The 13,020-nt window shown below is 72.2% G+C and carries 10 protein-coding genes; all 10 read left to right on the forward strand.

What is annotated here, in order from left to right:
• The first annotated feature begins 5 nt into the window (after positions 1–5).
• The 10 genes from N542_RS0116580 (at position 6) to N542_RS0116625 (ending at position 13,006) form a co-directional block, all read left to right on the forward strand.
• Positions 6–716, forward strand: a complete 711-nt coding sequence (locus tag N542_RS0116580) for a hypothetical protein (RefSeq protein WP_155993153.1) — start codon at positions 6–8, stop codon at positions 714–716.
• A gap of 37 nt (positions 717–753) precedes the next feature.
• The gene (locus tag N542_RS0116585) at positions 754–1,542 is read left to right on the forward strand and encodes a 3'(2'),5'-bisphosphate nucleotidase CysQ (RefSeq protein WP_028644889.1); all 789 of its coding nucleotides are present in this window, start codon (positions 754–756) and stop codon (positions 1,540–1,542) included.
• A 264-nt stretch (positions 1,543–1,806) separates the two neighbouring features.
• On the forward strand, positions 1,807–2,853 hold the full coding sequence (gene pstC, locus N542_RS0116590; protein WP_081795247.1) for a phosphate ABC transporter permease subunit PstC: 1,047 nt from the start codon (positions 1,807–1,809) through the stop codon (positions 2,851–2,853).
• Positions 2,850–3,950: a phosphate ABC transporter permease PstA gene (pstA, locus tag N542_RS25275; protein WP_231482706.1), complete on the forward strand. Its 1,101-nt coding sequence runs from the start codon at positions 2,850–2,852 to the stop codon at positions 3,948–3,950. Before pstC ends, pstA begins: the two co-directional genes overlap by 4 nt.
• On the forward strand, positions 3,947–5,677 hold the full coding sequence (locus N542_RS25280; RefSeq protein WP_036508218.1) for a substrate-binding domain-containing protein: 1,731 nt from the start codon (positions 3,947–3,949) through the stop codon (positions 5,675–5,677). Before pstA ends, N542_RS25280 begins: the two co-directional genes overlap by 4 nt.
• Complete coding sequence (locus N542_RS0116605; RefSeq protein ID WP_028644891.1) at positions 5,674–8,538, forward strand: hypothetical protein; 2,865 nt, start codon at positions 5,674–5,676, stop codon at positions 8,536–8,538. The genes N542_RS25280 and N542_RS0116605 overlap by 4 nt, the downstream gene beginning before the upstream one ends.
• Positions 8,535–9,449: a sortase gene (locus N542_RS25285; protein WP_155993155.1), complete on the forward strand. Its 915-nt coding sequence runs from the start codon at positions 8,535–8,537 to the stop codon at positions 9,447–9,449. Before N542_RS0116605 ends, N542_RS25285 begins: the two co-directional genes overlap by 4 nt.
• 145 nt (positions 9,450–9,594) lie before the next feature.
• Entirely contained in the window at positions 9,595–10,827 is a 1,233-nt protein-coding gene (locus tag N542_RS0116615) for a hypothetical protein (RefSeq protein ID WP_028644892.1), read from the forward strand.
• 28 nt (positions 10,828–10,855) lie between these two features.
• Positions 10,856–11,500 carry a hypothetical protein gene (locus N542_RS0116620; protein WP_155993157.1) on the forward strand — a complete coding sequence of 215 codons (645 nt, stop codon included), beginning with the start codon at positions 10,856–10,858 and terminating at the stop codon, positions 11,498–11,500.
• 39 nt (positions 11,501–11,539) lie between these two features.
• The gene (locus N542_RS0116625; RefSeq protein ID WP_028644894.1) at positions 11,540–13,006 is read left to right on the forward strand and encodes an Ig-like domain-containing protein; all 1,467 of its coding nucleotides are present in this window, start codon (positions 11,540–11,542) and stop codon (positions 13,004–13,006) included.
• Positions 13,007–13,020 lie beyond the last annotated feature (14 nt).

Raw genomic sequence — 13,020 nt, forward strand, 5'->3', positions numbered from 1 at the left:
TCGCCGTGGCGGCGAAGGAGCTCGGAGGACGGCCGGCCGACGAAAGTCTTCGTCAGTCCGGCGGAGGCGATGGCGCGGCCGGCTCGGCGCTCCCTCCCCGTCCGTCTCGCCTGCGCCGCCTCCGTGGGTGGCACCTGCTCGCTGCTGCGCTCGGCCTCGTCGGAGTCCTCCTCGTCGCCTGGTACGGCGTCACGACCCGCGCCGCCGACCAGGTGCAGGTCCGGTGGGCCCAGCCGGACCCGACCTGCTCCGGGACGACGATCGGCGACCCCGAGGACATGGGCGCCGGCCGATCCCGACGGCTGCGGCCGATCCTCGCCGCCGAGGGCATGGCGTGCACGATCACGGTCGAGGTGACCAACCGGTCGTCGTACGGCATCCGGCTCGACCACGCCGTGGCCCCGTTCGGCGGGCCGGGCACCGGGTCCGTGGTCGTGGTGGATCCGCAGAGCTACGAACGCCAGCCGGGTCGGGCCGCGGACGATGCGTTGGACGCGACCCTGCCCGTCCGGGACGAGGTCCCGCCGGGGGAGCAGCGGTCGTTCAGCGTCCGCCTGGTGTTCAACCCCGCAGGCTGCAGCCAGGGCACCGTGTGGTCCGCCGGCTGGCCGGTGGTGACCTTCTCGGTCCTCGGTCGAGACGTCACGCGCGCGGCCGCCAGCACCCTGGCGGTCAAGCACACCGGCGAGACCCCCGGGTGTGCTCTCGTCGAGTGAGGCCGGCATGCCGACGCGGATCGCTAGGGTGGCGGCCGTGACCTTCGCACCCGGAACTCCGCCCGCTGCCGCGGCCACCGACGACCACGCGCTCGCCTCCTGGCTCGCGACGGTCGCCGGGGAGCGGCTGCTCCAGGTGCGAGGGGAGGGCCTGGAGGGACGCGAGCTCAAGGACGCCGGCGACCGGGCGGCGCACGTGCTGCTGATGGAGCTCCTCGCCGAGCACCGTCCCGGGGACGCCGTGCTGTCCGAGGAGGGCAAGGACGACAAGGCCCGGCTCACCAGCGAGCGGGTCTGGATCGTGGACCCGCTCGACGGGACCCGTGAGTTCTCCGAGGTGCCGCGCGACGACTGGGCCGTCCACGTGGCGTTGTGGCAGGGCGGCGACCTGACCGCGGGGGCGGTCGCGCTGCCCGCGCTGGGCGAGACGTTCGACACCGGCGCGCCCGCCGTCGTACCCCCGAGCACGTCGGCCCGGCCGCGGATCGCGGTCTCGCGCAGCCGCCCGCCCGAGTTCGTGCACGCCCTGGCCGCGGAGATCGACGCCGAGCTGGTGCCGATGGGATCGGCCGGGGTCAAGGTCATCTCCGTCGTGCGTGACCTCACCGACGCCTACGTCCACGCCGGCGGCCAGTACGAGTGGGACTCGGCCGCACCCGTCGCGGTCGCCCGGGCGGCCGGCCTCTTCACCTCGCGCATCGACGGCTCGCCGCTCGAGTACAACCAGGACGACGTCTACCTGCCCGACCTGATCGTCTGCCGGCCCGAGCTGGCCGAGCGGATCGTGGCGTTCGTCCGCGAGCACGGCGTCACCTCGGCGGGGTGATCCGCCACCCGCTGCTCGACGCCGACGGCGTCCTGCAGCGGGTCCCGGCGGCGGCCAGGTGGGTCCCGCCCGGCCCCACCTCGGCCAGCGAGCCGCCGAGCTGGTGGAGCGCTGTCACCGGTTGCCGGATTCGTACACCAAATCGACTATAGTCGCGTAATCTTCTCGGGATTGATGGCTATGGGTGCAACCGTCGCCTGAAGCTGCGCTCTGTCCGCCACGGACAGGCGCAGGTGTTGCTTCGTGTCGTGAGAAGGAATGCACATGTCAGGTGACGTGCTGGCGCCCGCCGCCCCCGGGCCCACCGGGGTGCCCGGGGAGGTCGAGGACGTCCCGCGACGGCTCACCTCGCGGCACTCGCTCCAGGACCAGGTCTTCATCCACGGGTCCCGGGCGATCGGCTACATCGTGCTGGTCATCATCTCGGCGATCGGCATCTTCCTGGGGCTGCAGGCGATCCCGACGCTGCGCCACTACGGCCTGTCGTTCTTCACCGAGTACCGGTGGCTGCCCAGCCAGGACGTCATCGGCATCGCCGCCGTCTTCACCGGCACCATCCAGGTCGCCGTGATCGCGATGCTCCTGGCCGTGCCGCTCGCGCTGCTCAGCGCGCTCTTCATCTCCGAGTGGGCGCCGCCATGGCTGCGACCGAGCCTGATCCGGATCACCGACCTGATGGCCGCGGTGCCGGGCATCGTCTTCGGCCTGTGGGTGCTGCTCTTCATCCAGCCGCACGCCACCCACGTGACCCACTGGCTCAGCAAGACCTTCGGCTGGATCCCGTTCTTCCACGTCCGCACGGACGTCGACTACCCGATCTGGAGCCAGGCGCCCGGCTACCCGGCGTACGCCGGATCCGCCGCGATCGCCTCCATCGCCGTCGCGATGATGATCTTCCCGATGGCCACCTCGGTGATGCGCGAGGTCCTGTCGGAGGCGCCTCTGGGCGAGAAGGAGGCCGCGCTCGCGCTCGGCGCCACCCGCTGGGCGATGGTGCGCACCGTGGTGATCCCGTTCGGCAAGAGCGGCATCATCGGCGGCAGCATGCTGGCGCTGGGACGTGCGCTGGGCGAGACCATCTCCGTGGTCCTGGTCATCTCCGAGGCCTTCGAGATCAAGCCCTACGTCCTCGAGTCCGGCGCCTCGACGATCTCGGCCCTGATCGCGAGCAAGTACAAGGAGGCCACGCCGTCGCAGCTCTCGGCGCTGCTGGCCGCGGGCTTCCTGCTCTTCTGCATGACGCTCGTCGTCAACACCGTCGCGGCCGTCATCGTCAGCCGGTCGCGCAGCGGGTCGGTGACCGAGCTGTGACCGCGACCCTGCCCCCGCCGACCGAGCTGCGCCCCGTCGCCGTGCCGCGCACGACGACCGAGGAGGTACGCCGCCCCAGCCACCGCACGCCGGAGGACCGGATCGTGCTGGTCGCGGCGCTCGCGGGGTCGGTGGCGACGACGTGGCTGCTCTACTTCCAGATCCTCCCGTACTCCAGCAAGCTCGGCTTCGTCCTGGTCTGGTACGCCGTGTTCGCGCTCTTCTACGGCGGGCTGACCAAGATGTCCCAGCCGTGGACCGTGGTCACCGACCGCCTCGTGACGACGCTGGTGATCGCGGCACCGACCGTCGTCGGGCTCGCACTGCTCAGCACCGTCGTGATGATCACGCTGAAGGGGCTGCCGGTGCTGCTGCACTGGAACTTCTTCACCGAGGACATGGCCGGCGTGCGCGCCGACGACCCGTTCACCAAGGGCGGCATCGCGCACGCCATCGTCGGCACCCTGATCCAGGTGATCATCGCGGTCGTCCTCGCGATGCCGTTCGGGGTCGCGACGGCGGTCTACATGTCCGAGGTCGGCGGCCGCGGCGCCCGGCTGGTGCGCACCTTCGTCGAGGCGATGACGGCGCTGCCCTCGATCGTCGCCGGCCTCTTCATCTACACCGTGTTCCTGGTCTACCTCGGCATGCCGTCCAGCGGCTTCGCGGCCGCGCTCGCGCTCAGCGTGATGGCGATGCCGATCATGGCCCGGGCCAGCTACGTCGTGCTGGGTGTCGTGCCGGGCGGCCTGCGCGAGGCGTCGTACGCCCTCGGTGCCGGCAAGTGGCAGACGGTGTGGCGCGTGGTGCTGCCGACAGCCCGGCCGGGCCTGGCGACCGCGCTGATCCTCGGCGTCGCACGCGTCGTCGGCGAGACCTCGCCGCTGCTCCTGGTCTCGGGTGCCAGCACGTACTTCAACACCGACCCGTTCAACAACCCGATGAACTCGCTGCCGCTCTACGTCTACACGGCCGTCAGCTCCGGCAACCCGACCTTCGAGGAGCGCGGGTACGCCGCCGCGACCGTGCTGCTCGCCGTGGTGCTCGGGCTCTTCGTGCTCACTCGCTTCGTCGCCAAGGAGAAGAAGTCCCGATGACCCTGCGCTCCTACGCCGTGGCGTTCCTCGCGCTGTTGCTGGTCGTCCTGTCCGGCCCCGGTGCCGCCAGCGCCGCGGCCCCGCACGCCCTGATCCAGGGCTCGGGGTCGAGCTGGGCGGCCAACGCCGTCAACCAGTGGGTCGCCGACGTCAACGACCAGGGACTCAAGGTCGTCTACACCGCCAACGGTGCCGCCCAGGGCCGCAAGGACTACGCCAACAAGTCGACCGACTTCGGCGTCACGGACTCGCCGTACCGCGGCAAGGACCCGACGACCGGTGTCCCGGACACCCCGCTGGGCCGCTCGTTCGCCTACCTGCCGATCGTGGCCGGCGGCACGTCGTTCCCCTACCACGTCGAGGTCGCGGGCAAGCTGGTCCGCACGATCCGGCTCTCCGGCGAGACCATCGCGAAGATCTTCACCAACCAGATCACCAACTGGAACGACCCGGCGATCACCAAGGACAACAACGGCAGGGCGCTGCCGTCGATCCCGGTGATCCCGGTGGTCCGCTCGGACGGCGCCGGCGTCACCAACCAGTTCACGACCTGGCTGTCGAAGCAGTACCCGTCGATCTGGTCGAAGTGCAACGGCGGCAAGACCGCACCCTCCGACTACTTCCCCCTCAACTGCGGCGATGCTCGGGGACCGCAGCGGGCCCAGGCCGGCTCCGACGGCGTCATGAACTTCGTCAAGAGCGCCAACACCAACGGCGCGATCGCGATGGAGGAGTACTCCTACCCGTTGATGGCGAACTTCCCGGTGGCCAAGGTCCTCAACAAGGCCGGCTACTACACGCTGCCGACGCAGTACAACGTCGCCGTGGCGCTGACCAAGGCCGAGATCAACAACAACCCCCAGGACCCCAACTACCTGACGCAGAGCCTCGACAAGGTCTACGTCAACCCCGACAAGCGCACCTACCCGCTGTCGTCGTACGTCTACGCGATCATCCCGACGGCGGCCGACGACAGCCGGATGTCGACCGCGAAGCGGCAGACGATCGCCGACTTCCTCTACTTCTCGATCTGCCAGGGCCAGTCCGAGATCGGTCCGATCGGCTACTCGCCGCTGCCGGTCAACCTGGTCAAGGCGGGCTTCACCCAGATCGGCAAGCTGAAGAAGGCCGACCCCAAGGTCGACCTCACCAGGCGTGACGTCAGCACCTGCCACAACCCGACCTTCATCGCCGGCAACCCGAACGCCAACCACCTCGCCCAGATCGCGCCGAACCCGCCGGACTGCGACCGTCCGGGCCAGGGACCGTGCGGCGAGGGGGCGGGTGCCTTCAACGAGAACCCCGGCACCTCGGGCAACCCCGGGTCGGGCGGCGGCAAGGGAGGCGGGTCGGGCGGCGGCAGCGGCACCGGGTCCGGCACCGGGTCCGGGACCGGCACCGGCTCGGGCACCGGGACCGGGACCGGCGCGGGCGCCGGGACCGGCACCGGTGGCACGACGGGCGACGGGTCGGTCGCCGGGGGAGCCGCGCCGGGCGCCGCGGAGCCGGGCGTGGTCGACGACCTCGGGCTGGGCGCCGGCGCCGGCGGTGGCAGCGGCACCGCCGACCAGAGCGCCAGCGTGGTCGCGACCACCCTCGCCGCCGACCAGCACTCGGGACCGCCCCTCGTGCTCAGCGCCCTGGTCATCGGGCTGCTGCTCTCCGCGCTGGTGGTGCCGGCCGCCGTCGGCAGCGCGCTGTCGCGCGGTCGGGGGAGACGACCGTGACGCCGGCCCGCGACCACACCTCGCGCCTGCTCCTGGTCTGCTCGCTCCTGCTCGGCAGCGTGGCCGGCTTCTTCGCGCTCACCGCGCCGCCCTCGGGCGCCGAGAGCGGCACCGGCAGCGGGGTCGAGCGGCACGTCACGGCGACGCGCGTCCTGCTCGACGCCACCGGCGCCGAGGAGAAGGTCAGCAGCCACGACATCACCCTCGACGTCTCCGAGACCAAGAACCTGCGCGGGCGCCAGGAGATCAGCGTCTCGTGGTCCGGCGCCCAGCCGACCGGAGGCGTCGTCGCCGACCCGAACTCGGCGGCGGGGCGCAACCAGGAGTACCCCTTCGTGCTGCTGCAGTGCCGTGGCGTCGACACCACCGGCACCGTGCCGAGGGGGCAGGAGCGGCTCAGCCCGCAGACGTGCTGGACCCAGACGACCAGCGAGCGCTACCTCGAGGACAGCGACAACGGGCTGCCGGCCTGGCGGTCCGACGCGTACGCCGCGCCCGACGACCGCAACGCCATCGTCGGGGCGCCCGACCCCCGCCCCGCGTCCTGCCCCCGTCGTACGGCGCCCGCCGAGCACTGGCTGCCCTTCCGCGCCGCCAACGGCACCGTCTACTACGGGGGGCCGAGCCCCGCCCTCGGGTGCGTCGGCACCCCGCCGGAGTCCGACGACGTGGAGTCCGGCGGCCTGCCGAGCAACACGACGTACGGCATCACCGGGACCAACGGCCGCGGGAGCTCGCAGTTCGCCGTGTGGACCAAGAACGAGAACGCGTCGCTGGGCTGCTCGAGCGACGTCGCCTGCTCGCTGGTCGCCGTCCCGATCGTCGGCATCAGCTGCGACGGCTTCGGGACCAGGCTGCCGGTGGAGCGACGCCTCTCGGCGTCGAAGTCGGCCGCGGCCGACGCGACCTGCCGCGCCCCCGACCGCTACCAGGGCGGCCAGGGTGCGGGGGTCCGCAACCCCAACCCGGCCGTGGCGGGATCGTTGTGGTGGGCGGAGTCGAACTGGCGCAACCGGATCACGGTGCCGCTGGACTTCGCGGTGACCGGCGACGTCTGCGACGTGGTCAGCACCAAGCAGCCACAGGCCCTCTTCGGGTCGGTGGTGCTGGCCGAGCTGACGTCGTCGTGGCAGCCGAAGTTCTGCACGGACTCGTCGCTCTTCCCCTTCACCCACGTCCAGGCCGCCGACACCGCGTCGCGCAACCTGCTGGACTCGGGTGGCATCGACGCGGCGCTCACCTCCGGCCCGCCCGTCGGCGGCTTCACCCGCACCGTCGTGCAGGCGCCGGTGGCGGTCGGCGGGTTCGCCATCGCCTACTCGATCGACACCGCCGACGGTGAGCGCTACGACAGGCTCAAGCTCAACGCCCGCCTGCTCGCCAAGCTGCTCTCGCAGAGCTATCCGGCGACCCCGACCGTGCGCAACAACTACGCCGCGCTGTCGGCCAACCCCTACAGCCTGCTGCTGGACCCGGAGTTCGTGGCCCTCAACCCCGGCCTGCCCACCACCGCCGTCTTCGAGGCCGCCACCACCCTCCAGACGCTCGCGACCGATGCCGACCTGATGAACGCGCTCACCCGCTACCTCGACGCGGATCCCGAGGCGCGGGCCTGGCTGGACGGCACGCCGGACCCGTGGGGCATGAAGGTCAACCCGCGCTACCGGGGGATCGACCTGCCGGTCGACTCGTGGCCCCAGCTCGACGACTGGCCGATGAGCGACCCGGCGGCCCTGGCCGCGATGACCGTGGGCTCCAACATCTGCTACAACCGCAGCCCCGCGCCGTACCTCGGGCTGATCGCGAACCCGACGGGCTACCTGGCGACGATCGTGCAGAACATGCAGTACGCCGTCGCGGCGCCCAAGGTGAAGTGCAACGCCGACGACGCCGGCGACCTCTCGCAGATCGCCCTGAAGCAGCAGGGCCGCCAGCAGGTCGGCCACCGCTTCGTGCTCGGTCTGGTCTCCGTCTCGTCGACCTACCGCTACAACCTCCGATCGGCCGCCCTGCAGACCCGGTCGACCGTGCCGGCAGGTCAGCAGTTCACGGGCGACGGTGGGCGCTGGTTCGTCCAGCCCGACGTCGACGGGCTCACCGCGGCGGCCGCCCTGCTGCACCCGGACAAGGGCGCCCAGGCGTGGGTCTTCGACCCCTCGACCCTGAGCAGGTCCAGCGGCATGGCCGCGTACCCGGGCCTGATGCCGGTCTACGCCGACATCCCGACCCGCGGGCTGAGCCCCGAGGTGTCGGGCCGGCTGACCACGCTGCTCTGCTACGCCGCCGGCCGAGGCCAGGTGACGGGCACGGCCAACGGCTACCTGCCCGCCGGCTACCTGCCGATTACCGCCGCCGACGGGCTCGGGGACCTGCGCGACTACACCCTCGCCGCGGCCGCCGCCGTCCGCGCCCAGGCGGGCGACATCCCGTCGGTCACGGACGTGCCGCAGACCAATGCAGACGAGGTGTGCTCCGGTCGGAGCGCCTCGCCGACCCCGACGCCCACGCCGACGCCCACCCCCACGCCGAGTGCGACGCCGTCCGCCTCCACCGCGGTCCCCCCGATCCCTCCGGCCGGCGTCGGCGCGCCGCCCGTGGTGCCGGCGGGGGCGAGCCCCAGCGGCTCCCCGTCGCCGTCGGCGACCCCGCGCGCCGACGGCGACGTTGTCACGAGCGAGGTCGCCCTCACCGCGGGTGAGCACTCCTCGCTGGGAGCCGCCGGGGTGCCGGCCGTGCTCCTGCTCGCGTTGGCGTCCGGACTCGCCGGGGTCTGGCTGCGCTGGGGCGAGGCGCTCGCCGCCGGAGCCGGGTCGACCGCCCGTACGGCGAGGACGTCGGTGCGGAAGCGGTGGCGCCGATGAGCGTGCTCCTCGCGCCCGACGAGCCGACCGTCGTCCGGACCGGACCCGTCGACGCCTCGGTCCCGCCCGGCCTCGCTCGCGAGCCGATCCGGCTCGGTGTGTCCCAGGCGCTGCTGGCCCTGGCGCTCGTCGCCGTCTGGCTGGTCGTCTACCTGACCGTGCTGAGCGGGTTCGAGCAGGGCCACGCCCAGAAGGGCCTGTACGACCGGGTGCGCACGGAGCTTGCCCTAGGCACCGCGCCGATGTCCGCCGGAGCCCCGGCCGGCACGCCCATCGCGGTGCTGGACGTCCCGGCGCTCGGCATCAGCAACCTGGTGGTCGTCGAGGGCACCCGTGCGGAGCAGACGGCCGACGGTCCCGGGCACCTCCTGGGCAGCGTGCTGCCCGGGCAGCAGGGCGTCAGCGTCCTGATGGGACGGTCGCTGGCGTTCGGCGCGCCGTTCGCCGACCTCCCGCGCCTGCGGGTCGGCGACCGGATCCTCGTCACGACGGGGCAGGGACGCTTCACCTACACCGTCAACGGCGTACGACGTCGCGGCGACCCGGTCCCGGCCGCCCTCCAGGCCAAGGAGGGACGGCTGTCGCTGGTGACGGCCGCCGGCGACGGGCGGTTCGGTGCCCTCGCTCCCGGCGACACGGTGTACGTCGACGCCGTCCTCGCGGACGCGGCGCCGGCCGGGGTGGTCGGCACGCGAGACCCGGTCTCGCCGATGGAGGTGCACGTCAGCGCCGGCACCCTCGCCGAGCTCGCGCTCGCGCTGCAGCTGCTCCTCGGTGCCCTGGTCGCGACGGTGTGGGCGTGGCAGCGCTGGTCGCACCGGGGCGCCTGGATCGCCGGCGCGCCCGTCGTGCTGGCCGCCGCGTGGCTCTGCTCGTCCCTGGCGTCCCAGTTCCTCCCGGCCCTCGTCTGAGGGCGTCCACCCACTGCGGCCGGACACACATCTAGACCGCTCGTCCCAGATCTCAACCACAAACCGCATAAATCAACTAGAGATTCTAGAGTCCATCCATCGCCGCCGCGCAGCTCGGCGGACTGTCAGCAGAGAAAGGCACACCATGCTCACCAGACGGACCAGCGTCGGGCTCGCCCTCGTCGGCGCCCTCGCTGTCGGCGCGCTGTCGGCCACCCCGGCGGACGCCGACCTCGGCCCGCAGGCCGGCGACGTCGTCAGCGTCGGCTCGGACATCCAGCAGAACGCCTTCAACTTCCTCGCCGACGGCTACCACGAGCTGCCCGGCTACAACACCGCCGGCAACAAGTGGCGGTTCATCAACTTCGACTCCTCGGGCGACGGCAACGGCCGCAGCTCCTACCTCTCCGGCACGGACACGGTCTTCAACCCGACGATCACGCTGCGCGCCGGTGCCGACAACGTCACCCGTCCCAGCGGTGGCACCGGCGGTCTGAACAGCCTGACGCGCGACGTCCCCGGCTGGATCGACGTCGCGCGCAGCCCCAACGCGCCGACCGGGGCCCAGCAGACGGCCGCCACCAACAACCTCGGGAGCCGGCTGCGCACGATCCAGGTCGGTCTCGACCGCGACCTGATCGCGACCTCCGCCGACGACCCGGCCACCGTCGGCGTCGACGAGACCTCCAACGCCCCCGACCACCTGACCGGTGCCCAGGTCCTGGCCATCTACGAGGGCACGTACAAGACCTGGGGCGACATCCCCGGCTGGGGCACCAACGCGGTGCCGGGCTCCGACGCCGCCGTCGCCGGACAGTCCATCGTCGCGCTCTACCTGCCCGCCACGGCCGGCATGAAGAACATCTTCCTCAACGAGCTCAAGCGCCTCAAGGGCAGCGACCCGTCCATCGACCCCGCGCTGCCGATCGTCCAGCAGAACGACCCGACGGTGATCACCGGGCTGCCGACGCTCGCGCAGCGCAAGAACGCGATCGTGCCCTTCCCGCGCGGTCGCTTCAACCTGCTGGGCAAGGGCTACTACGCCAACTCGCCCAACGGCAGCATCAACAACTACTCCTCGACCCAGGACCGGGTGGCGCTGACCGCGGCGGGCATCCAGCTCCTCGACGAGGACAGCTCGGGCACCAAGACGCTGGCCGACCCGTTCGGGGTGGACTTCGCCTACAACGCGATCTTCCGGGACTCCGACTACACGAGCGACGTGCCGTGGCAGCCGGGCAGCACCCTGAACTGGGTGCAGGCGCTCTTCTACAACCCCGGTGGTCCGGACCCGTTCGTGAAGACCGAGGCCGGTCAGGCCCTGCTGGCGGCGGCGGGGATCACCCCGGCGTACGACGCCAGCAAGGGCACCAACTGATCGTCGTACCCGGAGCGAGGACACCCAGGTGAGCAGCACCAAGGAGCAGGTAGCCACGATGAGCACGACGACACCACGACGCGTGCGCACTCGCGTGATCGTCGTCGTCGCGCTCGTCGCGGCCGCCCTGGTCGCCGCCGCGCTGTACTTCCTGCGCGGCGGCGAGGAGCAGGCGCCGTACGACGACGCCCGCTCGACCGGCCTGCTGACCCTCTGCGGGTCGGACGGCACCGCTGTCACCGAGGGCAAGATCGGCGACAAGCCGTTCGCCCCGGTGGTGCTCGGCTCCACGGCGGCTCCGGCCGGCTTCGACGGCGACGGTCGCGTCGCGGTGCTCTACGCCCACCAGCCCCGTGCGGGTGTGGACGCCGCGGAGTTCAGCGGCCAGCAGCTGATCGCCCCGACGTCGTACGCCGACCCGGGCGCACCCGCGGCGGCGCTCACGGCCAGGTCCACCACGCTGGCGGCCTTCGTGGCCGCCTTCCCGGCCACCGACGACGGCTACGTCCAGCTCCGCCTGGTGCTGTCCTCGCCCGAGGGCGGCGCGCTCACCGACCACTACGACACCGCCGACCTCCGGGTCGACGGTGACAGCTGGCACCTCGTCCGTGGCGGCCACGCCTCGTGCGCCGGTGCTGCCGACGCCGTCCTGACCGGCACCACCACCCCCTGACCCGACGCGGTCGACCCAGATCTTCCCGAGAGGAACACCATGAACGTCCGACTGAGAAAGGCGTGGGCGGCCGGGATCGGCCTCGCCCTCGTCGGCGCGGCCACCACCGGTGCCGTCGCCGCGGACTGGACCCCGGCGACGGCGGGCGACGCCGCGGCGTGGTACGCCGCCGACGACGACGCGGCGTCACCGGACCCGCAGCGGGCCGGCGCGCTCAGCCTGCTCGGCCCCGGGGGTGCGGCGGTGACCAGCGGCGCACTCGACGACCCGCTGGCGGCGTACGCCGTCGCTGCGGGCACCGTCCGAGCCGATGACGACTTCGCCACGCTGTTCGCCTATGTCCCCGACCTGGGCCTGGCGCCCGGTGCGTGGACCGGCTACCAGATCTCGGGCACGGCCCAGTTCCCGATCGAGGGCGCACCTGCTGAGGTCGGCACGAAGCCGGCGTACGCCCTGGACGGCGACGACACGACGCTCGCCGACGTGGTGGACGCCTTCCCGAGCTCGACCGACGTCTACGAGATCCGGCTGCGGACCAGCGCGGCGAGCGGGAAGGACGTCGGCCTCGGCCCGAGGTACGCCTCGACCTACGTGCGCGTCGACACGGACGCCAACACCTGGACCAAGACCGACGGCCCCGGCTCGACCGGCCAGGCCACGACGACCACGCTCGAGGTGGCGCCCAGCACCGGCGTCACCGTCGGCGACGCGGTCACCCTGAGCGCGTCCGTCTCCCCGTCGGCCGCGGGCACGGTCACCTTCAAGGACGGGGCGACCGCCGTCGCGCCGGCCGTCGACGTCGTCGCGGGCCACGCCGACGCGGAGATCACCGTGACCACGGCCGGGTCGCACGCCTTCACGGCGAGCTTCACACCCACGGATCCCGAGGAGTTCGCACCGTCCGACTCGAGCACCGTCAACCTCAGCGTCGCCAAGTCGGCGTCGACCCTGACCGGTGTGTGGCCCACCCGGGCGACGTACGGCAAGGCCTTCGCCGTCACCGCGACCGCCAAGGTCGGCACGGAGCCGGCCGCCGGCACCGTCAGCGTCAAGCTGGGCTCCAAGACGCTCGCGACCAGGACGCTGTCGGCCGGCAAGGCGACGCTCAGCGTCTCCGGCAGGGCACTCGTGCCGGGCAGTCGCACGCTGACGCTGGTCTATGGCGGCGGCGCCGACGTCGCCGGCGCGACGATCACCAAGGCGCTCGTCGTCGCCAAGGCCAAGGCGACCGTCACCGCGACGACTGCGAGGTCCGTCAAGCGGACCAAGGCCGGCAAGGTGGCGGTGACCGTCAAGGCCACCGGGGTCGTGCCGACCGGCTCGGTCAAGGTGTACGACGGCAGGAAGCTGCTCAAGAGCGGCACCCTGACGACGGCCAAGAAGGGCAAGATCACGATCACGCTGCCCAAGCTCAAGAAGGGCAAGCACCAGATCAAGGTCGTCTACGCAGGCTCGGCGTACGTGCTGGGCGCGACGAGCAGGACGACCACGGTCACGTCGAAGTAGTCCGACGCCCGGCC

Origin of the sequence: Nocardioides sp. URHA0020 (assembly GCF_000620705.1) — a bacterium.
GTDB lineage: Bacteria > Actinomycetota > Actinomycetes > Propionibacteriales > Nocardioidaceae > Nocardioides.